A 22719-nucleotide genomic window follows, 5' to 3' on the forward strand; every position below is an offset into this window, starting at 1 on the left:
CTCCTCGACACTGCGCTTTGTCGCTCGTTCCTCGCTCCGACGCTTGGTCTCGTCGCTTTCGACAGGGGCGCCCCTTCGGCTCACTCGCAGCGGAAGCGGGGGTACCCGGAGCGATTTCGCCCCCTAATCCCAGTGGGGTTCTTCCTTCTTCCGGCCGTGCAGCCAGGGGAAACCTCCCGCCGACTGCGCCAGGTTGACGCCGACTATGCCCGCCCAGCTCACCAGCAGGCCGGACAGGCCCGCGTTGACCACGGCTATGGCGGACAGCGGGATCGCCAGGACCAGGGAGACCGCGGCGAAGCCGAAGCGCTCGCCGAAGCTGCCCGTGTCGGGGTCGCCCGCGCGGGGACGGCCGCCGCGGGCGATCGTCATCTGTTGTTCGGCGAGGTGTCGTCGCACCCGCTTGTCGACCGTGCCGTCGAGCGTCTGCTCGACTTTCCGCTCGATCTTCTCCAAGAAAGAGTCGATGAGTTCCGACTCGTACTCCGACCCCAGCTCCTTACGGGTCTGGAGGGTCGCGTCGAGTTCCTTTTTCAGCTCGGGGTCGCGGGCCATCATGCCCGCAACGGTACGGTCACTGGGGCCCCGTGGTCAGTGGGGCCAGCACCCGTATCCGCAGTAGGGGAAGTCCCCGCGACGCGAGGGCCCCCGTGGAAGGAGCAGTCCGTGCCCGTACCTCTGCTGTCGTCCCTCGCCGGACCCGGGGCCGTCGACCGGGCGGACGCCCTCACCGTCGCCGGGCAGTCCCTCTCGCGGGAGGAACTCCTGGGTGCCGCGGGCGCGGTGGCGTCCCGGATCGCGGGCGCGGCCTCCGTGGCCGTGCGGGCCGACGCGACCGCGGCGACGGTCGTGGCCGTCGTGGGCGGCCTGCTCGCCGGCGTGCCCGTGGTGCCGCTGCCGCCCGACGCCGGGCCCGCCGAGCGGGAGCACATCCTGCGGGACTCCGGCGCCGAACTCGTCCTGGGCGGCGGCGAGGACGCCGACGTGCCGGTGGACCCGCGAGAGCGCGCCGACTTCTCCGCCGTGGCGGAGGACCCGAAGACGACCGCGCTGATCCTCTACACCTCCGGGACGACGGGGGCGCCCAAGGGGGCGCTGATCCCGCGCGGCGCGGTGGCGGCGGGCCTGGACGGGCTCGCGGAGGCCTGGCAGTGGACGGCGGAGGACACGCTCGTGCACGGACTGCCGCTCTTCCACGTGCACGGCCTCGTGCTGGGCGTCCTCGGCGCGCTGCGCACCGGGTGCCGCCTGGTGCACACGGGCAGGCCGACCCCGCAGGCGTACGCGGCGGCCGGCGGCAGCCTGTACTTCGGGGTGCCGACCGTGTGGTCCCGCGTCGTCCGCGAACCGGACGCCGCGCGGGAGCTGAGCGGGGCACGGCTGCTGGTGTCGGGCAGCGCGGCGCTGCCCGCGCCCGTCTTCCGGGACCTGGAACGGCTCACCGGGCAGCGGCCCGTCGAGCGGTACGGCATGACCGAGACCCTGATCACCGTCTCCGCGCGGGCCGACGGGGAGCGCCTGCCGGGCTCGGTCGGGCTGCCGCTGGCCGGGGTGCGGACGCGCGTGGTGGCGGAGAGCGGCGCGGAGATCGGCGAGCTGGAGGTGTCCGGGCCGACGCTGTTCACCGGATACCTGGGCCGCCCGGAGGCGACGGCGGCCTCGTACACGGACGACGGCTGGTTCCGCACCGGCGACATCGCCGCCATCGACCCGGACGGCTCGCACCGCATCGTGGGCCGGGCCTCCACCGACCTGATCAAGTCGGGCGGTTACCGCGTCGGGGCGGGCGAGGTGGAGAACGCGCTGCTCGACCACCCGGCGGTGCGCGAGGCGGCCGTCGTCGGGGCCCCGCACGAGGACCTGGGCCAGGAGATCGTCGCCTATGTCGTGGCCGACGGGGTGAGCGAGAAGGCGCTGATCGACTTCGTGGCCGGGCATCTGTCCGTCCACAAGCGGCCGCGTCGCATCCGCTTCCTGGAGGCGCTGCCGCGCAACGCGATGGGCAAGCCCCAGAAGAAGCTGCTGCCGCCGCTGTAGGGGCTGTCCGGCGGGTCTTCGGCTGCGGGCCGTCGTTGCCGCCTGCGGCGGCGGGCGCCCTGCGGGCGCGTCCTCAATCTCCCCCAGCTACCGCTGGGAGGTGCCCCAGACGGGCTGGTTTCGAATGGGCTCAGCCCATTCCAGCCTGTCCGGCGCTTGAGGACACCACCGCGCAGCGGCGGTGCGCCCCCATGATCCGCCGGACAGGTGTAGGGCGCCGCAGTGGACGGCGACAGGGCGCTGCATATATTCATGCAGAGTCAGGGCCATCTGAATGGAGGTCCGAGGTCGAGTGAACCGTCGAACACCATGGAGGGCCCGATGACGGAGACCGGGGGCGAGCCGGAAGCCACCGCACGCCTGCAGAAGCTCTTCGAGGGGCACCGGCTGACGCCGACCCAGCGCCGCATCGCCCACTGCATGGTGCGGCGGGCGGCCGACGCGCCCTTCCTCTCCAGCGTCGAGCTGGCCGAGCTGGCGGGCGTCAGCCAGCCGTCGGTGACCCGCTTCGCGGTCGCCCTCGGCTTCGACGGCTACCCCGCCCTGCGTCGCCATCTGCGCGATGTCGTGCCCGCAGCCGAGGCGCCCGGCGAGGGCTCGTACAACGAGTACCAGCAGGCCGTCCACGCGGAGATCGACAACCTCCGCCACCTCGCCTCGCTGCTCGCCGACCCGGCCCCCGTGGCCCGGGCCGGGCGGCTGCTCGCCGCCTCCCGGCCGCTGCCCGTGCTCGGTCTGCGCGCGGCGGCCGCCCAGGCGGGCGGCTTCGTCTACTTCGCCCGCAAGGTCCACCCCGACGTCCGGCTCCTCGACGAGGGCGGCACCCTGCTCGCCGACCGCATCGACGCGGCCGTGCGGGCGGGGGCGAGCGCCCTGCTGTGCTTCGCGCTGCCCCGCCACCCGCGCGAGGTGGTCGAGGCGCTGGAGTACGCGCGGGGCGCGGGGCTGACCGTCGTCACCGTCGCCGACTCCACCTTCGCCCCCGTCGCGGGCCACACCGACCATCTGCTCCCCGCCGCCGTCGGCACGGGCCTCGCCTTCGACACGGCGTGCGCTCCGATGCTGCTGGGGCGGGTGCTGCTGGAGGCGATGTGCGACGCACTGCCGGACGCGCAGGCGCGGCTGGAGGAGTTCGACGCGAAGGCCGCTGCGCGGGGGCTGTTCGTGGAGTGACCTTGTCCCTGCGGGCCGTGGCGGGTACACCTCCGCTGCGCGGCGGTGTCCTCAAGCGCCGGACGGGCTGCCTGATTTCAGCCCGTCCGGCGCTTGAGGACAGAGCACAGCAGCCCGTCCGGCGCTTGAGGGCAAGGCGCAGCAGCCTGTCCGGCGCTTGAGGACAGAGCACAGCAGCCCGTCCGGCGGTTGAGGACGCGCCCGCAGGGCGCTCGCCACCGCAGGCGGCAAGACGGCCCGCGGGTCGACAGGACAAGCCGCCCTACCGGGCGAAACGCATCTCCGGGAAGCGGTCCGACGGGCCGTCGAGGAGATGGTCGTCGCGGCCCTTGAGGAACCGGTCGAAGAACGCGGCGACGTACGCCCGGGTCGCCGCCACCGCGCGCTCCGGCCGTACCGTCCCGAGCTGGTCGCGGACGGTCTCCGGGGGCACCGCGCCCTGAGCGGCGAGGGACGGCAGCAGCGAGGAGGCGTCGGTGAGGGAGCCGTGGCGCGAGCCGCGCAGCGTCACGTCGCCGCGCCAGCCGGTCGAGTTCTTCCACAGGGCCGCCCACGACGGCTGCCGACTGTGGTCGCCGGAGTCCGGGCTCTCCGTGCCCATCAGCAGGAACGGCCGGTCCAGGCCGTCGCGGGCCACCGTGCCCAGCTCGCTTCCGGAGCCGCCCGGCCCGGGGAACTCCAGTGTCCCGTCCATGTCGATCCCCGCCCGGATCCGGCGGTCGTCGTGCATGGTCTGGACGGCGGTGAAGCCGCCCGCGGAGTGCCCGGCCATGCCGACGCGCCGCAGGTCCATGGCGTTCGAGAGGCCCGGCGGGAGGGACGCGCGCCGCTTGGCGTTCCCGAGGGTGTCGAGGACGAAGCGGGTGTCGTCGACCCGGGCCTTCATCGCCTTGCGCAGCACGGCGCCGATGTCGGTACCGGGCTTCCGGGCCAGCTCGGGGAGGACCGACGTCGCCAGCCGCCCGCCGGGCAGGGCCACTTCCGACGAGTCGTAGGTGTGGTCGACGGTCACGACCACGTAGCCGCGCGAGGCCAGGTCCTCCACGAGGCCGGTGTTCCAGGTGCGGGGGTCGCCCAGGCCCGCCGAGTACAGCACGACCGGGTGCTTGCCCGAGCCCCGGGCGACGGGCGCGTCCACCGTCGCGTGCGTGCGCGCGGCGGCCCAGTCGGCCTTCCCGGCCGGCACGCCGTAGTTGAGCGGGCCCGCCCCCGTGGCGGAGCCGAAGTGGGCCGCCGCGCGCTCGTCCATGTGCCGTGCCGTCCGGCCCCCGTGCCCCCGTTCGGCCGGGTACCAGAAGCTCACCATCACCTCGCGGTGCCCCGACCCGGGCCGCCACGGGTCCCGCCGCCCGTCGTCGACCAGGTGCCGGGCGGTGGTGCCCACGGCGTACGGGCCGGTGGGCGCCGGCAGGTCTCCGTGCGGGCGGCCCGCTCCGGCCGCCTCGCGCGCGTCCGCCTCGGGGGCGGTCGTGCCCAGCAGGCACGTCACGGCCAGCGCCCCCGCCGCGATGACCGCCCGCCGCTTCAGACCACGCTCGTACGCAGGCATCCCGGTTCCTTCCGATCGGCTGATGAGCCGACTTTAGGGAGCGAACGGGTGCCCGGGCGTCATACGTCGGAGCCAAGTCACGGGGGATACCCGGGTATGACCCCGGTGAGCGTGGGTTCTCAGCCGGTCCTCAGATTGGTCGGTTAGCGTGCCGCGCGGACAGGCGAACAGAGAGCAAAAGGAGGTCTGCCGTGGGGCGCGGTGCGTATGCGCTGGCGCGGGTGGCGGTGGTCGTACGGGCACCCGCCGGCCCGCTGTGGTGGCTGGGCGTGCTGAGCGCCGGCGTCGGGGTACTGGTGCCGGGGCTCACCGGACGCCGGATCGGCGTGCTCGCCGGGGCGGCGCTGTTCATCGTCGCGGCGTGCGTGGCGTTCGCGGCGCGGCGGAGGCGGTACGCGGAGCTCGCGCTCGGCGCGTCGCGGGCGGGCCGGTCCGTCATCCTCCAGGACCGCGCCGTGACGATACGGAACTGGCGGCGCAACCGGCGCTGGTGGCTCGCGGCGGCCTTCCTCGCCGCCGTGGCCGTCTCCTTCGTGGTCCCGGCCGCGGCGGGGATGGCGATGGCCGGACTGGGCGTCGGTCTGTGGGCGAAGGCCCTGTGGCTGGGCGGCCTGGAGCGCGCCGGCGAGGTGCTCCTGTGGGTCCGTACGGACTCGGCGCGGGGCAGCGCCGCCGGGAAGCCGGTACGTGGCTACTTGACCACCGGGCTGTCGGCGGGGGACGCGGCGCCGGGTGGCTCCAAGCGGGTCCGCGCGGGCGCGCGGGGTTGACCGTGACGGGGCTCCGCCCCGGACCCGGTCCTCAATCACCGGACGGGCCCAAAATGAGCGGAGCCCCGGTTTACGGGTTCAGCGCAGAGCCGTGAGAGCCGCGGCGTACGCCTCACCGCTCTCGGCCACGAGCTCGTCCAGCGTCTGCGGCGCACGCACCGGGGCGAACCGTACGGCCTCGCCGTCTTCCGCGAGCGCGTAGCCGTAAACCCCCGGGCGGGGGAGCGAGTTGTACGCGAAGTGGTTCGAGAAGTAGTACGCGCCCGTGTCGAGCAGCGCGACATGGTCCCCGGCCTCCAGGAGGGGCAGCGGTCGGTTCACGGCGACCAGGTCGCCCGCGAAGCAGCACGGTCCGGCGACGTCCTGCGGCACCGGCTCGGTCGTCTTCGGCCGTCCCAGCGCGTCGAACACCGCCACCCGCAGCGGCCAGGACTCCGGCGCGAACACCGTGCGCGTGGCGACCTGGGCACCCGCGTGCGTCACCGCGATCCGGCGGCCCCCGGCGGACTTGGTGTACTCCACCCGGGCCAGCACCGTGCCGCTCTTGGCCAGCAGCGACCGGCCGAACTCGGTGACCAGCCCGTACCGCCCGTCGAACAGCCCCGGGACGGTCGCGGCCAGGAGCCGCGCGTAGTCCCGGAAGGCGGGCGTGACCTCGTCGGACGTGAAGTTGACGGGCAGGCCGCCGCCGATGTCCAGGGTGTCGATCTGCTGCCGCCCGACGACCCCGTTGATCTCCTCGGCCAGCTCGTAGGCGATCCGCACCCCCTCGGCCATCAGCTCCAGGGGGCAGCCCTGCGACCCCACGTGGGCGTGCATCCGGGTCAGCCACGGCCGCTCCGCGTAGGCGCCGATCAGCCAGTCGCGGGCCCCCGCGTCACGCAGCGCCACCCCGAACTTCGAGGTCTCCGTGGCCGTGCTCAGCGCGTCGATGCTGCCGCAGCCGACCTGGGGGTTGACCCGTACACCCAGGGGCGAGTCGGTCGGCGCGGACCGCACCAGCGCGTCCAGCCGGGCCAGCTCCTCGCGGCTGTCGGCGTTGACGGCGATGCCGAGCGCCAGCGCCTCGCGCAGCTCCGCGCCCGTCTTCGCGGGCGAGTCCAGCACGGTGTGCCCCGGCGGCACGCCGGCCGCGCGGGCCAGCGCCAGCTCCCCGGGGCTCGCGACCTCGCAGCCCAGCCCCTCGTCGGCGAGGAGGCGCAGCACGGGCACCAGGGCCGCGGCCTTCACGGCGAAGGCGTGCAGCACCTCCACGTGCCCGCCGACCTCCGCGAAAGCGCCCCGCAACGCGGCGGCGGCCTCACGGATGCCCCGTACGTCCAGCAACCCGGCCACGGGGTGCGCCGCCCCCACGACCCCCTGCCCCACAGCGGCCAGCACGGCGGCCGCCCGCCTGTCGTCTGCGCTCTGCCCGGTCATGCCTCCACTCCACCACCTGCGGCCGTGGGCGGGGAGGGTTTGCGGCCGGTCCCGGCGTGGCGTGCGGCGGGACGGCCGGCCGATGGCCGAGCCCGGCCGGATCATGCCCGCCGGGGGCACCTCCCGGCGTCGTCCGGGGGAGTTCCGGGACGGCCTCGGGCGCGGTTCCGGTCCCGAAACCGTCGACCGCCCGCCGTAAGGCGCCCCGCACCTGTTGACTAGCGCTATTCAGCGCCCCAAGATGTGCAGTGTTCTATTCAGAGCCAGGGAGGCAGGGCCCATGTCAGGACCGCGACCCGTGCGAGCGCCGCGAGGAACCGAGCTCACCGCCCGGGGGTGGCAGCAGGAAGCCGCACTGCGGATGCTGCAGAACAACCTCGACCCCGAGGTCGCCGAGCACCCGGACAAGCTCGTCGTCTACGGCGGCACCGGCAAGGCCGCCCGCGACTGGCGCTCCTTCGACGCCATGGTCCGCACCCTGACCACGCTCAAGCAGGACGAGACGATGCTCGTCCAGTCCGGCCGCCCGGTCGGCGTGATGCAGACCCACGAATGGGCGCCGCGCGTCCTCATCGCCAACTCCAACCTGGTCGGCGACTGGGCCAACTGGGAGGAGTTCCGGCGGCTGGAGGCCCTCGGCCTCACCATGTACGGGCAGATGACCGCCGGTTCGTGGATCTACATCGGCACCCAGGGCATCCTCCAGGGCACCTACGAGACCTTCGCCGCCGTCGCCGCCAAGCTGCATTCAAAGGGCAAAGGAGGGGTCAACGGCACCCTCGCCGGGACGATCACCCTCACCGCCGGCCTCGGCGGCATGGGCGGCGCCCAGCCGCTCGCCGTCACCATGAACGACGGCGTCGCCATCTGCATCGACTGCGACCCGCGCGCCATCGACCGCCGCATCGAGCACCGCTACCTGGACGTGAAGGCCGACTCGCTCGACCACGCCCTCCAGCTGGCCACCGAGGCCCGCGACGCCCGCCGTCCGCTGTCCATCGGCGTCCTCGGCAACGCCGCCGAGCTGCTTCCGCAGCTCCTCGCGATGAACGCCCCCATCGACATCGTCACCGACCAGACGAGCGCCCACGACCCGCTCGCCTACCTCCCCGTCGGCATCGACTTCGACGAGATGGCCTCCTACGCGGCCGAGAAGCCCGCCGACTTCACCCAGCGGGCCCGCGAGTCGATGGCCCGGCACGTCGAGGCCATGGTCGGCTTCATGGACGCGGGCGCCGAGGTCTTCGACTACGGCAACTCCATCCGCGGCGAGGCCCAGCTCGCGGGCTACACCCGCGCCTTCGACTTCCCCGGCTTCGTGCCCGCCTACATCCGCCCCCTCTTCTGCGAGGGCAAGGGCCCCTTCCGCTGGGCGGCGCTCTCCGGCGACCCGGCCGACATCCACAAGACCGACAAGGCGATGCTCGAACTCTTCCCCGAGAACGAGTCCCTCGCCCGCTGGATCAAGATGGCCGGGGAGCGGGTTCACTTCCAGGGCCTGCCCGCCCGCATCTGCTGGCTCGGCTACGGCGAGCGCGACAAGGCCGGTGAGCGCTTCAACGAGATGGTCGCCGACGGCACGCTCGCCGCGCCGCTGGCCATCGGCCGCGACCACCTCGACTGCGGCTCGGTCGCCTCCCCGTACCGCGAGACCGAGGCCATGCTCGACGGCTCCGACGCGATCGCCGACTGGCCGCTGCTCAACGCCATGGTCAACGTCGCCTCCGGCGCGTCCTGGGTCTCCCTCCACCACGGTGGCGGCGTCGGCATGGGCCGCTCCATCCACGCGGGCCAGGTCACGGTCGCCGACGGCACGGCCCTCGCGGGCGAGAAGATCCGCCGCGTGCTGACGAACGACCCGGGCATGGGCGTGATCCGGCACGTGGACGCGGGTTACGACATCGCGGAGTCGGTGGCGGCCGAGCGGGACGTCCGCATTCCGATGCGCGAGGACGACGCGTCGTGACCGATGCCGAACAGCCCGTCCGGCGTGCGGACACCGGGCCCTCGTTCCACGAGATGTGGCGCGACCTCCTGCCCGTCGGCCGCGACCAGGGCAGCGGCGGCTACCGCCGCTACGCCTGGACGGGCGCCGACGCCGACTGCCGCGACTGGTTCCGCGCGCAGGCCGAGACCCGCGGCCTGACCTACGAGCAGGACCGCAACGGCAACCAGTGGGCATGGCTCGGCGACCCCGCCGCCGGGGACGCCGTCGTCACCGGCTCCCACCTGGACTCCGTCCCGGACGGCGGGGCCTTCGACGGCCCCCTCGGCGTCGTGTCGTCCTTCGCGGCCCTCGACGAGCTGCGCGCCCGCGGCACCCGGCCCACCCGCCCGCTCGCCATCGTGAACTTCGGCGACGAGGAGGGCGCCCGCTTCGGGCTCGCCTGCGTCGGCTCGCGGCTCACCGCGGGCCAGCTCACCCTCGACAAGGCCCACGCGCTGCGCGACGCCGACGGCGTCTCGCTCCCGCAGGCCATGGAGCGCGCCGGCTACGACCCGGAGGCCATCGGGGCGGACCCCGAGCGGCTCGCCCGGATCGGCGCGTTCGTCGAACTGCACGTCGAGCAGGGCCGCGCCCTCGCCCACACGGACCACGCCGTCGGCGTCGCGTCCGCCATCTGGCCGCACGGCCGCTGGCGGTTCGACTTCCACGGCGAGGCCAACCACGCCGGCACCACCCGCATCGAGGACCGCCGCGACCCGATGCTCACCTACGCCAACACGGTGCTGGCCGCCCGCAAGAAGGCCCGCACCGCCGGTGCCCTCGCCACCTTCGGCAAGGTCAGCGTCGAGCCGAACGGCGTGAACGCCATCGCCTCCCTGGTCCGCGGCTGGCTGGACTCCCGCGCCGCCGACGAGGAGACCCTCGCCGCCGTCGTCGAGGAGATCGAACGCGCGGCGGCCGAGCGCGGTGCCCGCGACGGCGTCGACGTCCGCGTCACCCGGGAATCGTTCACTCCGGTGGTGGAATTCGCGCACGACCTCCGCGACGAGCTGGCGAAGCTGCTGGGCGATGTGCCCGTGTTGCCGACGGGAGCGGGACACGACGCGGGTATTTTGTCCGGCGTCATCCCCACCGCCATGCTGTTCGTGCGGAACCCGACCGGTGTCTCCCACTCACCCGCCGAAACGGCGGCCGAGGACGACTGCCTGGCCGGGGTGACCGCTCTCGCCGACGTACTGGAGGGTCTCGCGTGCAGGTGACTTACTGGGCGGAGCACGCGTGGCTCGAGGACCGCGTCGAGCACGGCGTGGCCATCGAGACGACGGACGGGCGGATCACGGCCGTCCGCACCGAGGTCCCGCTGCCCCCGCCCGGCGCCACGACCCTGCGCGGGCTGACCCTCCCCGGGCTCGCGAACGCCCACAGCCACGCCTTCCACCGCGCCCTGCGCGGCGTCGTGCAGGCCGCACCCGGCCTCGCGCTCCCGGGCCTGGGCGACGACCGCTCTCCCGCCGGCACGGACCGGGCGCCGGACTCCTTCTGGACCTGGCGCGAGGTCATGTACGGCGTCGCCGACCGGCTCACCCCCGAGAGCTACTTCGCGCTCGCGCGGGCGACCTACGCCGAGATGGCCCTCGCCGGCATCACCTCCGTCGGCGAATTCCACTACCTCCACCACGCCCCCGGCGGCGGCCGGTACGACAACCCCAACGCCATGGGCGAGGCCCTGATCGCGGCCGCCGCCGAGGCCGGTATCCGCATCACCCTCCTCGACACCTGCTACCTCTCCGCCGGATTCGGCGCGCAGCCCAACCGGCACCAGCTCCGCTTCAGCGACGGCACCGCCGAGCGGTGGGCGGAGCGCGCCGACGGGCTCAAGGCCGACGCCAACACCCGGATCGGCGCGGCCATCCACTCCGTCCGGGCCGTGCCCGTCGACCAGCTGTCCACGGTCGCCGCCTGGGCGCAGGACCGCACCGCCCCGCTGCACGTCCACCTCTCCGAGCAGACCGCCGAGAACGACGCCTGCGTGGAGGCCCACGGCTTCACCCCCACCACGCTGCTGGCCGACCACGGCGTCCTGGGACCGCACACCACGGCCGTCCACGCCACCCACCTCACCCACGGCGACATGCGGCTCCTGGGCCGCTCGGCCACCGGTGTGTGCATGTGCCCCACCACCGAGCGGGACCTGGCCGACGGCATCGGCCCGGCCCTGCAACTCCAGCGCGGCGGCTCCCCGCTCTCCCTCGGCAGCGACAGCCACGCCGTCATCGACATCCTCGAAGAGGCGCGCGCCATGGAGATGGACGAGCGGCTGCACAGCCGTGCCCGCGGCCACTGGTCGGCGGCCGAGCTGCTGCGCGCCGCCACCGCCGACGGCCACGCGGCCCTCGGCTGGGACGAGGCGGGCCGCATCGAGGCCGGCGCGCTCGCCGACCTCACCACGATCGCGCTGGACACCGTCCGTACGGCAGGACCGCCGCCCCGGCTCGCCGCCGAGGCGGCCGTATTCGCGGCGACCAGCGCCGACGTCCGGCACACGGTGGTCGGCGGCCGTCACGTCGTGCGCGACGGAGTGCACCAGTCGGTGCCCGACGTCCCGTCAGCCCTGGCCGAAAGCATCGCCGCGCTGCGCGGCTGACGAAGGAGAACCTCCCCGAGATGAGCCCCGAGACGATCCCCGGCGCCACGCCCGACCCCGCGGACGGGAAGAAGAGGGCCGACACGACGGCCATCACCAACATCGCCACTCTCGTCACCAACGACCCCTCCCTCGGCTCGGGCCCCCTCGGTCTGATCCAGGACGCGGCGATCGTCATCGACGGCGACCGCATCGGCTGGGTCGGTCCGTCCAGCAAAGCACCCACCACTGACAACCGGGTCGACGCGGGCGGCCGCGCGGTCATCCCGGGGTTCGTCGACTCCCACTCCCACCTGGTCTTCGCCGGCGACCGCACCGCCGAGTTCAACGCCAGGATGTCCGGGCAGAGCTACTCGGCCGGCGGCATCCGCACCACCGTCGCCGCCACCCGCGCCGCCTCGAACAACGAGCTGAACGCCAACGTCGCCCGCTACGTCCGGGAAGCGCGGCGGCAGGGCACCACCACCATCGAGATCAAGTCCGGCTACGGCCTCACCACCGAGGACGAGGCCCGCGCCCTGACCATCGCCTCCGTCCACACCGACGAGGTGACCTACCTCGGCGCCCACGTCGTCGCCCCCGAGTTCGCCGACCACCCCGAGGCGTACGTCGACCTGGTCACCGGCCCGATGCTCGACGCCTGCGCCCCGCACGCCCGCTGGATCGACGTCTTCTGCGAGCACGGTGCCTTCGACGGCGACCAGGCCCGCACGATCCTCACCGCCGGCAAGCGTGCGGGCCTGCTGCCGCGCGTCCACGCCAACCAGCTCACCCACGGCCCCGGCGTCCAGCTCGCCGTCGAGCTCGACGCCGCCTCCGCCGACCACTGCACCCACCTCACCGACGCCGACGTCGACGCCCTCGCCAACGGCTCCACGGTCGCCACCCTGCTCCCCGGCGCCGAGTTCTCCACCCGGGCCCAGTGGCCCGACGCCCGCCGCCTCCTCGACGCGGGTGCCGTCGTCGCCCTCTCCACGGACTGCAACCCCGGCTCGTCCTTCACCAGCTCGATGCCGTTCTGCATCGCCCTGGCCGTACGGGACATGGGGATGACCCCGGACGAGGCCCTCTGGTCCGCCACCGCCGGCGGCGCGGCGGCCCTGCGCCGCACCGACGTCGGCCGCCTCTCCCCGGGCGCCCGCGCGAACCTCGCCCTCCTCGACGCCCCCAGCCACGTCCACCTCGCCTACCGCCCCGGGGTCCCCCTGGTCTCGGCGGTCTGGCAGGACGGCGAACTCGCCTGACGGCTCCGCGTTAGCCGACCCGCTCCAGCGCCAGCAGCGGAATGTCCCGACCGGACGCCAGCGCCCGCTGCCGGAAGTCCGCGAACGCGGGATCGGCGGCGATCTGCCGCTCCCACACCGCCTCGCGCGCGGAGTCCTCGACGAGGCGGGCCCGCACGGGATAGCGCTCCCCGCCCACCTCGACGACCGCCTCGGGCGCGGCCGTCAGATTGTGGAACCAGCCCGGCGCGGCGGGCGCACCGCCGTTCGACGCGAAGACGATCAGCCGCTCGCCGTCCGGGAGATGAACGAGCGGCGTCGTGCGGGGCAGCCCGCTGCGGGCGCCGCGCGTGGTGAGCAGCAACAGCCGCGTACCGGCGAACTGCCCGCCGACCCGGCCCGCGTTGGCCCGGAACTCCTCGATGACGCGGAGGTTGAAGGGGTTGCTGTTGTTGGGCGGCGCGGCCGGGGAAGTCGGGGAATGAGTGGCGCCGGTGGCTGTGTTCGTCATGGACGCAACGCTAAATTCTCACACCCGTGTGAGATTCAAGCCCTTGTGAGGCAGGCCACATGAAGATCGGGGAGCTGGCGCGCGAGACCGGCGTGAGCGTGCGCCTCCTGCGCTACTACGAGGAAGTGGGCCTGCTCACCCCCCACCGCCCCGGCGGCGGCCACCGCCGCTACGCCCCGGACGCCCCCGAGGCGGTCCACCGCATCCGCGTCCTCCTGGCGGCCGGTCTCCCGACCCGTGTCATCCGCGAGATCCTGCCCTGCGTCCAGGGCACGGGCACCGACTTCGACCCCTGCGTGACGACCCACCTCCGCGCCCGCCTGACCGAACTCGACACCCACATCACCGACCTCCACGCAGCCCGCTCCTCACTCGCGGCCCTTCTCACCGCCACGGAACGGGCGACGACGCCGGCGTGACACGGCCGGTCCGGTTGCCCGCCGCGTTCGTCTCGCCGGCGTAGAACATCAGCGTGCCGGTGCCCTCGTCCGTGGTGGTCCACAGGTCCGCCGTCCTGTTGCCGTCCGCGATGGCGGCGCCGGCGAGGAGGGGGCGGTTGGCCGGGCCGTAGCCGTGGCCGTAAGCGGCCGTCCAGGGTCATCGCACCCGGAACGCCGCGCGCCGCCCGGATGTCCGGGCGGCGCGCGGCGTGGGGAGAGGATCGAGGCCGGAGGCTAATCCTCCGTCAGCAGCCCCTTGCGGAGGCGCCCCAACGTGCGCCCCAGCAGGCGCGAGACGTGCATCTGGGAGATGCCGAGCTCGTCCCCGATCTCCGATTGCGTCATGTTCGCCACGAAGCGCAGGGAGAGGATCTGCCGGTCGCGCGGGCGCAGTTCGGCGATCAGCGGCTTCAGCGACTCGACGTACTCGATGCCCTCGAGGCCGTGGTCCTCGTAGCCGATGCGGTCCGACAGCGCGCCCTCGGAGTCGTCCTCGTCGGGCTGGGCGTCCAGCGAGCTCGCGGTGTAGGCGTTGCTCGCGGCCATGCCCTCGACGACCTCCTCGCGGGAGAGGCCGAGCCGCTCGGCCAGCTCGCCGACGGTGGGCGCGCGGTCGAGCTGCTGCGCCATCTCGTCCCCGGCCTTGGCCAGGTCGATCCGCAGCTCCTGGAGTCGTCGCGGGACCCGGACCGACCAGCTGGTGTCGCGGAAGAAGCGCTTGATCTCACCGATGATCGTCGGCATCGCGAAGGTCGGGAACTCGACGCCGCGGCTGAGCTCGAAGCGGTCGATGGCCTTGATCAGGCCGATCGTGCCGACCTGAATGATGTCCTCCATCGGCTCGCTGCGGGAGCGGAACCGGGAGGCGGCGAACTTCACCAGGGCCAGGTTCAGCTCGACCAGCGTGTTGCGGACGTAGGAGTACTCGTGTGTGCCCTCTTCGAGCGACTCGAGGCGCGCGAAGAGCGTCTTGGACAGGGCCCGCGCGTCGACCGGTCCCACCTCGTCGTACGGCGGGATCACGGGGAGACCGAGATTTTCGGGCTCGATCTGCTCGGGCGGGGTTGTCGACGAGGCGGTCTCCCGAGAAGATTCGGTGCGCGGTTCGTCGAGCAGGGGTGACATGGGTGTCCTCCATCATTCTCGGCGTATGGCTGCCGATGCCGTGACCTCTTGCTGCGGTGTGCGGCGCCTCCAAAGCCGTCCGTGGTGGATGTACCTATCTAGCCCTACCCGTCTTCACCTCCACATGGCAAGTCCACGTTGTCCGTTTATATCCGAATATGACGGATGTTCGGCTTTCAGCCTGCGTATCGAAGGCGTAGGCTTCTCACAGCGCCACGCAGGTACAGCAACACCACGCAGCACACCGAGAAGGGACGCGCATGGACCGCGGGATGGTCGGCAGTGCGAGCAGGGGCCGGCTGAATGTAGAGGTCCGTCGGCAGGGGTCGAGCGCGATCGTCAGACCGGCGGGTGAGCTCGATCACCATACGGCGGAATTGCTGCGCGAGCCCCTGGAGGCGTGCGCCGAGGAAGCCGGGACCCGAGTGATCGTGGACTGCTCCGAGCTCGCGTTCTGTGACTCCACCGGGCTGAACGTGCTGCTCGGCGCCCGGCTGAAGGCCGAGGCCGTCGGGGGCGCGATCCATCTGGCCGCCATGCAGCCCGTGGTCGCCCGGGTCTTCGAGATCACCGGCGCCGAGGCCGTCTTCGCCGTGCACGACACGGTCGACGCGGCGCTCGTCGGCTGACCCTGCGGCCCGGTTCCGCCGCCCGTCCGGCCCGTCCACCGTCCGGCCCGCTTCCTGTGGCGTTACTCATGCGTTATCCGAGTCACAGGAACCGCGCCCAAGAAGTGGGTGTTCTCACGGATCGGTCGGGCAGGAGTCTGCTGAATCTGTTCAATGTGCCAGGTATCCAACATTTCTCAATCGGTGAATCGGTGAGGTGAAGCGCTGATGAGCACCACCCGGCCGTACCCGCCGCCGGGCGACCGCGGTCCGGAGGCGGACGGCGCTGCCTCGGCCGGCCCGCCGCGGCCGAGCGGGCAGGTCCGCAGGCTCCACCTCGTCGGGGTCAGCGGTGCCGTGCCGCGTTCCCGCGACTTCACGAGGCAGGCGCTGTACGACTGGGGCTGGCTGCCCGCGGCCACCGCCGATCACCGGGCCGCCGCCGAGGACGTCCTGCTCGTCGTCTCCGAGCTGGTCACCAACGCCTGCCTGCACGCGAACGGCCCCGACGAGCTGCGGGTGGCCTTCGCGGGCAAGGTGCTGCGGCTGGAGGTCGTCGACCTCGGCAGCGGTACGCCCACCCCCCGCAATCCGCACCGCGCCGGCCGCCCCGGCGGCCACGGCATGTTCATCGTGGAGCGGCTCTGCCTGGACTGGGGCGTGGTCCGCAACGAGGGCGGCAACGGCAAGACGGTCTGGGCCGAGCTGGCCGCACCCGCGTAACCGGGTCGGCCGTTCCCCGCGACCGGCTGACCTGCTCGTTCCGCTTGCCCCCGGCCCCGCCGGGCGGCCGCGGACACCGCCGACACACGCCGCCGGACATCACGGCGGCGTGTTCTGCGTCTTCCCTCGACAAGGTCCCCGGCGTACTGTCGGCGCCCGATCTGATGTGTCGTCAGTGATTTTCGGGTACGGCACCGGACGAGAGGGGAACGAGGTGTCCCACCCCCAGCGCCACCCCCGACGGAACGTCCGCCGCGCCCCCGCGCGCCGCGCCGCCGCGCTGACCCTGGCCACGGCCCTCGCCGGCGGGACGGCGTTGCTGCTCGCACCGGCCGCGCACGCCGAGACGGTCGACGTCAACTACCAGTGCAAGACGCCGATCGGGGACAAGAGCGCCGTATCGCCCATCGACATCAAGGGTGTGGCGAGCGGCAGCACCTACAAACTCACCATGTCCTTCCAGAAGGGCGTCTCCTCCAGCCCCGTCGAGCTCGGCAAGGGCGCGATGAAGCCAAGTGCGGTGATCAAGCTCGGTGGCGCGGAGAGCGGGACGGTGGCGGTGGCGGGGCCCGCCAACGACGCGCCGATCCCGGCCAACACCCCGATAAAGATCAGTGACTTGTCGGGCACCTACACCCCCAAGAAGAGCGGCAAGGTCACCTTCACGGCGGGCACCCTCACCATCGTCGCGCTGGGCACGACGACCACGTGCACCCCCTCCAACGCCCCCAAGCCGTCGCTGACCCTCGACGTGAAGGGCCCGGGCGGCGCCGACGGTACGGGTGGCGGTACGGGTGGTACGGGCGGGAGTGCGGGCACGGGCGGCTCCCCGAGCTCCACCGGCGGCGGGCAGCTGCCGCGGACCGGGCCCGCGGACTCGGCCGTCGCCCTCGGCACCCTGGGCGGCACCGTGCTCCTCGCCGGAATCGCCGGCACCCTCTGGCTGACCCGGCGTCAGCGCACCGGCACCGCCCGATAGCGCGGCCCCCGAGGCCCGTACGCGTCCGCACAGGGAGCCGCCGATGCCGTCCCGTACCACCTGTACCCGTGCCGCCGTGACCGCCGCCGTCGCCGCGCTGTGCGCGCTGTCCGCGGCGCCCGCCGCCGCGGACACCCGGCCCTGGTCGGCCGCGCCCGCACCGGGCGGCACCCGGGGGCCGGGCGCGGAGGACCGTTCCTCCTTCTTCCTGGAGGGCGGGCCGGGCACGGTGATCGAGGACAGGCTCACGGTGGTCAACCCCGGCGGCCGGGCACGCACGGTCGCCCTGCGCGGCACCGGCCCGTGGATCGCCCTCGCCGCGCGGCGGGTGACGGTCCCGCCGCGCACCCGCGCCGACGTGCCGCTCACCGTCACCGTCCCGGCCGGCACCGCGCCCGGCGACCGTCACGCGGCGGTCGTCGCCACCGGGGACGGCCTGCGCATCCGGGTGCCGATGGCGGTACGCGTGAGCGGCCCCGCGCTTCCCGCGCTCACGGTCGAGCACGTGCGGGTCAGCGGCACGTGCGGAGCCGCGGTCATCCGGTACGCCCTGGTCAACCGTGGCAACACCACCCTCGCCCCGCGCCTGACGATCCGTGCGAAGGGCCACTTCGGCGAGGTGCTGAACCGCGTCGCGCGCGGCGTCCCCGCCGAACTCGCGCCGGGCAGCGCGGTCCGGCTGACGGAGAAGTGGCCGGACGCCCCACGGCTGGACCCGGTCGAGGTCCGGATCACGGCACGGGCCCCGGGCGCCGCCCCGGCCACCGCCTCCGGCTCGTACACCCCGCTGCCCTGGCTCCTGCCGTCCGTGCTGACCGGGCTCGGCCTGGCGGGCGCGGGCGCGGCCGGCCGGCTCCTCGTACGCCGCCGCCGTGGCCGTCCCGGCGTGGGAGCCCCGGCATGAGCCGCCGCCCGGGGAGGCCCGGGGCGCTGGCGGCCTCGCTGCTCGCCGTCGCCGCGCTCGTGCTGCTGCCGGCCGAACGGGCGGCGGCGGACGGGCCCACGGCCGCCGTGGACCGCGCCGAGGCGGGCAAGGGCGGCAGCGTCACCGTGACCGGCACGGGATGGCGGCCGGGGGCCCTCCTCACGCTGCTGATCTGCGGTCAGAACATGGTCGGCGGCACCAACGACTGCGCCAACGCGGACGGCCGGGCCGTCCGCGTCGGCGACGACGGCCGGTTCGGCCGGAAGATGCCCGTCGCCGAGCCGCCGAAGCCGTGCCCGTGCGTCGTGCACGTCGCGACCGTCACGGGCGAGCGGGCGGCCGCGGACGCCGCCTTCCGCGTCGCCGGCCACCCGGTCGAGCCGCTGCCCCGGCAGACCGGCGGGGAACGGCTGAGCGTGCTCGGGGCCCGGCTGGAGGGCTCGAGCGGCCTGCTGACCTGGTTCGGCGCACCCCCGCGCCGCAAGCTCGTCGTCACCGTCGGCAACCTCGGCCCGACCCCCGCCCGGGACCCGGTCTTCCGCGTCGGCACCGCGCACGGCGTGCTCGCCCCGGCCTGGGAGGAACAGCGCTGGCGCGGCACGGTCGCCGCGGGGGCGAAGGCGCGGGTCGCGCTGGACGTGGAGCTGTCGGCCGGGGCGCACGGCGACTACGTCGTCTCGCTGGAGTACGGCGGCAAACTGCTGGTCGAACAACCGTGGGCCGTGCCCCGGCCGTGGGGCGTGACGCTGTTCTGGGCCCTGCTGTGCGTGGTCGTCCCGGCGACGGTCTTCCGGGCGGCGATGGCGGCGGTGGCGGCGGCGGCCCGCCGGCGGGACGGCCCGGCGGCGGGCGGCACGGACCCAGCCCGCCGCCACCGGGCGGTACGGGCCCCTCGGGGCTGGACCCGGGCACCGTCACGGCCGCCGGGCGCGGGCCGTGGCGCTGCCACGGGTGCGGTCCGTGGCCCCGGGGCGGGCCGCAGCCCCGACGCGGGGGCGCTTCCCGAGCCTGGCGCCGGCGCGGATGCGGTCCGTGGCCCCGGCGCGGCCACGGATGCCGGTCCTGGCGTCGGCACCGGCACGGACATCCGCGCGGGTGCGAACCCCGCTTCCAGCACGGGCGCGGCGCCCGGCACCGGCGCGGACATCGGCGCGAGCCCCGACCCGGGCCGCACTGTGAGCACGGACCTCGGCCCCGGCGCGGGCCCCAGGCCCAGCCCCTGCGGGGGCCCGGAGGCCGGCCCCGGCGCGGATGCCGTTCCCGGCCCCGGCGGCCGTTCACGCCCCGGCGCGGCCACGGATGCCGCTCCTGGCGTCGGCACCGGCACGGGCACCCGCGGGGTCGCGAACCCCGCCCCCGGCAGTGGCCCCGCGCCGCGCCCCATCGCCGCCCGCGAGGGCCTCCCGTGGTTCGGCGCTGATACGCAGCCACGGGTTTCCGCACCATCCGAGGACGGACCGACGAAGGGAACGACGTGAGTACGCGACGGAGAGCGCGCGCGGCAGGGCTCGCGCTGATGCTGGGGGGTGCGGGCACGCTGCTGAGCGTGGGGACCGTGCACGCCGCCGAGGTGTCGTACGCGACCGAGTGCATACCGCCCCCGATCTCGCAGCTGCCGCCCGTGAAGGGCACCACGCGGGCGGACATCATCGCGCCGGCGACGGCGAAGGTCGGCGACGAGGTCGAGGTGGTGTGGAAGACGGTCCAGGCCGCCTCCAAGAACCCCGACATCCTCGACCTGGACAAGGACACCGTCAAACCGACCGGGAAGATCACGCTCGGCGGCGCGCAGACCGGCGAGCTGGCCGCGGAGGGCCCGCGGCAGAACCCGCCCATCCCCAAGAACAGCGCCATGATCCTGCCCGACATGAAGGCCAAGGTGAAGCTGACGAAGGCGGGCGAGGTGACGCTCACCCCCGGCGCCTACGCGATCAACGTCAGCAAGCCGCTGCCCACGGACACCAAGTGCTCACCGAAGGAGGCGGTGCGGCCCGCGGCCACGATCAAGGTGTCGGACGGCTCGTCCGGCACCAGCGGCGGTACGACGACGACCGGTGGCAGCACGACCGGCGGAACCACCGGCACAACGGGAACGACCGGGACCACCGGCACCACCGGCACCACCACGACCTCCGGTGGATCCACCGGAGGCAGCACCACCACCGGCGGCAGCACAGGCGGCACCACCACCTCCGGCGGCACCACCGGCGGAGGCGACCCCGGCGACGGGCCCCTCACGGGCAAGGAGCTGAACGTCGAGTACCAGTGCAAGACGCCCATCGGCGACAAGAACGTCACCTCGCCGGTCCAGATCAACGCCCTCCGCAAGGGCGGCAGCTTCGAGCTCACCGTGAAGTTCGGCAAGTCCGTCATGGACAGCCCCGCCGAGATCCCCGCGAAGTCCGTCGTCCCGTCCATGGCGGTCACCGTCGGTGGCGCGGACAAGGGCAAGGTCGAGGTCGTCGGCGAGCCCAACAAGGATCCGATCAAGACCGGGCAGCCCATCGTCGTCCCCGACCTCAAGGGCACGTACAAGCCCGGCGCGAGCGGGAAGGCGACGCTCACCCCCGGCGTCCTGACGGTCAAGGCCCTCGGCACGACCACCGTCTGCACCCCGGCCAAGGACCCGGGCGTGTCCCTCGAGGTGGACACCAAGGAGCAGCCCGGCGGCACTACGGGCACCACAGGCACCACAGGCACCACGGGATCCACGGGGTCCACGGGCACGACCGGGACCTCCGGGACCACCGGGACGACGGGCACCACCGGCACCGGTAGCGGCAGCGGAAGCGGCGGCCTCGCCGCGACCGGTGCGAGCGGCCCCCTGAAGGCGCTCGCCTTCGCCGCCGGGACGCTCGTCCTCGTCGGCGGCGCGGTCCTCGCCTTCGTCCCCGGGCGCCGGCTGCGCCGCTGAGATACGGCAGACGGTGACGGGCGCACGCGAAGGGCCCCGGCGCGGAGATCCGCGCCGGGGCCCTGTCACGACCGTCAGGGGTTACTTCACGTCGCCCATCAGGGCTTCGATCTTCTTGCGGTACATCCACACCGCGAAACCGGCGATGGCCGCGAGCGCCGCCTGCAGCAGGATCATGCCGGTGCCGTTGAGGTCCACGCCCGCGATGGACAGCAGACCCGTGGTGCAGTCACCGGCGGTGACGGCGAGGAACCACACGCCCATCATCTGGCTCGCGTACTTCTGCGGCGCCATCTTGGTGGTCAGCGACAGACCCACCGGGGAGAGGCACAGCTCACCCATGGTCTGGATCATGTAGATCGACAGCAGCCACATCGGGCTGACCTTGGTGCCGTCACCGGCCATCGCCATCGGAACGGCGAAGACGAAGAACGAGGCACCGATGACGACCATGGCCATCGCGAACTTCACCGTGGTGCTCGGCTCGCGGTCGCGGCGGGCGAGCCACATCCACAGCCAGGCGAAGACCGGGGCCAGCGCCATGACCCACAGCGGGTTGACCGACTGGAACCAGGTCGACGGGAACTCGATGCCGAACACGTTGTCCGCGGTCTTCTTCTCGGCGAAGGTCGACATCGTCGAGCCCGCCTGGTCGAAGATCATCCAGAACACGGCGGCGGCGACGAAGAACCAGATGTAGCCGCTGACCTTGGTCTGCTCGGTCGCCGAGAGTTCCTTGTCGCGCTTGATGCGGGCCAGGACGGTGACCGGGATGACCAGACCGGCGAGGGTGATCGGGATCAGCGCCCAGTTGAGGGTGAAGTGGCCGGTGCCACCGACGACGCCGTAGAAGGCGGCCGCGACGGCCAGCCAGACCAGGCCCTTGGTGAGCGTCGACTTCTTCTCGGCCGCCGTCAGCGGCTTCGGGACGACGCTGCTCTTCGGGTCCAGGTGACGGGTGCCCCACAGGAAGAACGCCAGGCCGATCGCCATGCCGACGGCGGCGATGGTGAAGCCCAGGTGCCAGTTGACCTTCTGGCCGACGGTGCCGATGACCAGCGGGGAGAAGAAGGCGCCGAGGTTGATGCCCATGTAGAAGACGGTGAAGCCACCGTCACGGCGCGGGTCCTTCGGGCCGTCGTAGAGGTGGCCGACCATCGTCGAGATGTTGGCCTTCAGCAGACCGGAACCGAGTGCGACGAGCGCCAGACCCGCGAAGAACGAGGGCTTGCCGGGGATCGCCAGCGCCAGGTGGCCGACCATGATGGTGACGGCCGCGATGGTGACGGTCTTGCGCGGACCCCAGACGCGGTCGCCGAACCAGCCGCCGGGCATGGCGAGCAGGTACACCATCGCCACGTAGACGGAGTAGATCGCCACCGCGTTGGCCTCGGGCATCGCCAGACCGCCGCCCTGGCTGTCGGGCTTGGCGTCGGGGCCGCCGGCGATCAGATAGACGACGAGGAGGGCGCGCATTCCGTAGTAGCTGAAGCGCTCCCACATCTCCGTCATGAAGAGGGGGGCCAGGCCGCGGGGGTGGCCGAAGAACGTCTTGCCGGAGCCCGGAGAGGTCTTCTCCTGCTCGGCCGTGTCCTTCGTCAGGCTGGACGCCATGGTCAGTCCTTGTGTGCTCGGGACGCGCGTCGAGCTGCTGCGCGCCCGGGTGGGGGTTGGCCGGCACCGGGCACCGCACTGTCCGCCCCCACGCCCCAGGGGTTCGACGCACCTCTG

At 73.5% G+C, this 22719-nt stretch carries 19 protein-coding genes and 1 pseudogene; 14 read left to right on the forward strand and 6 right to left on the reverse strand.

What is annotated here, in order from left to right; translation table 11 throughout:
- Positions 1–123 precede the first annotated feature (123 nt).
- The gene (locus tag FHS38_RS15515) at positions 124–558 is read right to left on the reverse strand and encodes a hypothetical protein (protein ID WP_184734107.1); all 435 of its coding nucleotides are present in this window, start codon (positions 556–558) and stop codon (positions 124–126) included.
- Positions 559–666: 108 nt separating this feature from the next.
- Here FHS38_RS15515 and FHS38_RS15520 point away from each other — a divergent pair, with 108 nt between their 5' ends.
- Entirely contained in the window at positions 667–2037 is a 1371-nt protein-coding gene (locus FHS38_RS15520; protein ID WP_184734108.1) for an acyl-CoA synthetase, read from the forward strand.
- A 321-nt stretch (positions 2038–2358) separates the two neighbouring features.
- Positions 2359–3210: a MurR/RpiR family transcriptional regulator gene (locus FHS38_RS15525; protein WP_184734109.1), complete on the forward strand. Its 852-nt coding sequence runs from the start codon at positions 2359–2361 to the stop codon at positions 3208–3210.
- A gap of 262 nt (positions 3211–3472) precedes the next feature.
- Here the strand turns inward: FHS38_RS15525 and FHS38_RS15530 are convergent, their stop codons facing one another.
- Entirely contained in the window at positions 3473–4759 is a 1287-nt protein-coding gene (locus FHS38_RS15530; RefSeq protein WP_184734110.1) for an alpha/beta hydrolase family protein, read from the reverse strand.
- 191 nt (positions 4760–4950) lie between these two features.
- Here FHS38_RS15530 and FHS38_RS15535 point away from each other — a divergent pair, with 191 nt between their 5' ends.
- Positions 4951–5529, forward strand: a complete 579-nt coding sequence (locus tag FHS38_RS15535; protein WP_184734111.1) for a hypothetical protein — start codon at positions 4951–4953, stop codon at positions 5527–5529.
- A 78-nt stretch (positions 5530–5607) separates the two neighbouring features.
- On the opposite strand, the gene FHS38_RS15540 is transcribed toward FHS38_RS15535, so the two are convergent.
- On the reverse strand, positions 5608–6948 hold the full coding sequence (locus FHS38_RS15540) for a type III PLP-dependent enzyme domain-containing protein (protein ID WP_184734112.1): 1341 nt from the start codon (positions 6946–6948) through the stop codon (positions 5608–5610).
- 280 nt (positions 6949–7228) lie between these two features.
- Between FHS38_RS15540 and hutU the strand changes: the two genes are divergently transcribed.
- The 4 genes from hutU to hutI are packed head-to-tail and all read left to right on the forward strand — an operon-like array spanning position 7229 to position 12784.
- Positions 7229–8914 carry a urocanate hydratase gene (gene hutU, locus FHS38_RS15545; protein WP_184734113.1) on the forward strand — a complete coding sequence of 562 codons (1686 nt, stop codon included), beginning with the start codon at positions 7229–7231 and terminating at the stop codon, positions 8912–8914.
- Positions 8915–8967: 53 nt separating this feature from the next.
- Positions 8968–10155 (forward strand): allantoate amidohydrolase, encoded by a 1188-nt coding sequence (locus tag FHS38_RS15550; RefSeq protein ID WP_184734192.1) that lies wholly within the window; start codon positions 8968–8970, stop codon positions 10153–10155.
- Positions 10146–11540, forward strand: a complete 1395-nt coding sequence (locus FHS38_RS15555) for a formimidoylglutamate deiminase (RefSeq protein ID WP_184734114.1) — start codon at positions 10146–10148, stop codon at positions 11538–11540. Before FHS38_RS15550 ends, FHS38_RS15555 begins: the two co-directional genes overlap by 10 nt.
- A gap of 20 nt (positions 11541–11560) precedes the next feature.
- Positions 11561–12784 (forward strand): imidazolonepropionase, encoded by a 1224-nt coding sequence (gene hutI / locus FHS38_RS15560; RefSeq protein WP_184734115.1) that lies wholly within the window; start codon positions 11561–11563, stop codon positions 12782–12784.
- Between the two features lie 10 nt (positions 12785–12794).
- Here the strand turns inward: hutI and FHS38_RS15565 are convergent, their stop codons facing one another.
- Positions 12795–13274: a nitroreductase/quinone reductase family protein gene (locus FHS38_RS15565; protein WP_184734116.1), complete on the reverse strand. Its 480-nt coding sequence runs from the start codon at positions 13272–13274 to the stop codon at positions 12795–12797.
- 59 nt (positions 13275–13333) lie between these two features.
- On the opposite strand from FHS38_RS15565, the gene FHS38_RS15570 reads away from it, so the two are divergent.
- Positions 13334–13693 carry a MerR family transcriptional regulator gene (locus FHS38_RS15570; protein WP_184734117.1) on the forward strand — a complete coding sequence of 120 codons (360 nt, stop codon included), beginning with the start codon at positions 13334–13336 and terminating at the stop codon, positions 13691–13693.
- Between the two features lie 255 nt (positions 13694–13948).
- Here FHS38_RS15570 and FHS38_RS15575 read toward each other — a convergent pair whose 3' ends face one another.
- A complete protein-coding gene (locus FHS38_RS15575) occupies positions 13949–14839 on the reverse strand; it encodes an RNA polymerase sigma factor SigF (protein WP_184734118.1) in 891 nt (296 codons plus the stop codon).
- Positions 14840–15099: 260 nt separating this feature from the next.
- Between FHS38_RS15575 and FHS38_RS15580 the strand changes: the two genes are divergently transcribed.
- The 6 genes and pseudogenes from FHS38_RS15580 to FHS38_RS15605 all read left to right on the forward strand — a co-directional run bounded on the left by FHS38_RS15580 (position 15100) and on the right by FHS38_RS15605 (position 20988).
- Complete coding sequence (locus tag FHS38_RS15580) at positions 15100–15468, forward strand: STAS domain-containing protein (protein WP_184734119.1); 369 nt, start codon at positions 15100–15102, stop codon at positions 15466–15468.
- Between the two features lie 207 nt (positions 15469–15675).
- On the forward strand, positions 15676–16170 hold the full coding sequence (locus FHS38_RS15585) for an ATP-binding protein (RefSeq protein ID WP_184734120.1): 495 nt from the start codon (positions 15676–15678) through the stop codon (positions 16168–16170).
- Positions 16171–16384: 214 nt separating this feature from the next.
- Positions 16385–17149 carry a peptidase gene (locus FHS38_RS15590; RefSeq protein WP_229822481.1) on the forward strand — a complete coding sequence of 255 codons (765 nt, stop codon included), beginning with the start codon at positions 16385–16387 and terminating at the stop codon, positions 17147–17149.
- A 43-nt stretch (positions 17150–17192) separates the two neighbouring features.
- The gene (locus tag FHS38_RS15595) at positions 17193–18053 is read left to right on the forward strand and encodes a COG1470 family protein (protein ID WP_184734121.1); all 861 of its coding nucleotides are present in this window, start codon (positions 17193–17195) and stop codon (positions 18051–18053) included.
- Positions 18050–19048: pseudogene (locus tag FHS38_RS15600) on the forward strand (hypothetical protein); the annotation flags it as partial. The gene FHS38_RS15595 and the pseudogene FHS38_RS15600, both read left to right, overlap by 4 nt.
- Before the next feature lie 542 nt (positions 19049–19590).
- Positions 19591–20988: a hypothetical protein gene (locus tag FHS38_RS15605; protein ID WP_184734194.1), complete on the forward strand. Its 1398-nt coding sequence runs from the start codon at positions 19591–19593 to the stop codon at positions 20986–20988.
- An 81-nt stretch (positions 20989–21069) separates the two neighbouring features.
- Here FHS38_RS15605 and FHS38_RS15610 read toward each other — a convergent pair whose 3' ends face one another.
- The gene (locus tag FHS38_RS15610; RefSeq protein ID WP_184734122.1) at positions 21070–22602 is read right to left on the reverse strand and encodes a peptide MFS transporter; all 1533 of its coding nucleotides are present in this window, start codon (positions 22600–22602) and stop codon (positions 21070–21072) included.
- Positions 22603–22719 lie beyond the last annotated feature (117 nt).

This window comes from Streptomyces netropsis, from assembly GCF_014203545.1.
In the GTDB taxonomy this organism is placed as follows: domain Bacteria; phylum Actinomycetota; class Actinomycetes; order Streptomycetales; family Streptomycetaceae; genus Streptomyces; species Streptomyces netropsis.

Coding starts and splice junctions, on each gene's coding strand:
- FHS38_RS15515 (WP_184734107.1), bottom strand. CDS start 558: ATGATGGCCCGCGACCCCGAGCTGAAAAAGGAACTCGACGCGACCCTC.
- FHS38_RS15525 (WP_184734109.1), top strand. CDS start 2,359: ATGACGGAGACCGGGGGCGAGCCGGAAGCCACCGCACGCCTGCAGAAG.
- FHS38_RS15530 (WP_184734110.1), bottom strand. CDS start 4,759: ATGCCTGCGTACGAGCGTGGTCTGAAGCGGCGGGCGGTCATCGCGGCG.
- FHS38_RS15540 (WP_184734112.1), bottom strand. CDS start 6,948: ATGACCGGGCAGAGCGCAGACGACAGGCGGGCGGCCGCCGTGCTGGCC.
- hutU (WP_184734113.1), top strand. CDS start 7,229: ATGTCAGGACCGCGACCCGTGCGAGCGCCGCGAGGAACCGAGCTCACC.
- FHS38_RS15550 (WP_184734192.1), top strand. CDS start 8,968: ATGTGGCGCGACCTCCTGCCCGTCGGCCGCGACCAGGGCAGCGGCGGC.
- hutI (WP_184734115.1), top strand. CDS start 11,561: ATGAGCCCCGAGACGATCCCCGGCGCCACGCCCGACCCCGCGGACGGG.
- FHS38_RS15565 (WP_184734116.1), bottom strand. CDS start 13,274: ATGACGAACACAGCCACCGGCGCCACTCATTCCCCGACTTCCCCGGCC.
- FHS38_RS15570 (WP_184734117.1), top strand. CDS start 13,334: ATGAAGATCGGGGAGCTGGCGCGCGAGACCGGCGTGAGCGTGCGCCTC.
- FHS38_RS15575 (WP_184734118.1), bottom strand. CDS start 14,839: ATGTCACCCCTGCTCGACGAACCGCGCACCGAATCTTCTCGGGAGACC.
- FHS38_RS15580 (WP_184734119.1), top strand. CDS start 15,100: ATGGACCGCGGGATGGTCGGCAGTGCGAGCAGGGGCCGGCTGAATGTA.
- FHS38_RS15585 (WP_184734120.1), top strand. CDS start 15,676: ATGAGCACCACCCGGCCGTACCCGCCGCCGGGCGACCGCGGTCCGGAG.
- FHS38_RS15595 (WP_184734121.1), top strand. CDS start 17,193: ATGCCGTCCCGTACCACCTGTACCCGTGCCGCCGTGACCGCCGCCGTC.
- FHS38_RS15605 (WP_184734194.1), top strand. CDS start 19,591: ATGCTGGGGGGTGCGGGCACGCTGCTGAGCGTGGGGACCGTGCACGCC.
- FHS38_RS15610 (WP_184734122.1), bottom strand. CDS start 22,602: ATGGCGTCCAGCCTGACGAAGGACACGGCCGAGCAGGAGAAGACCTCT.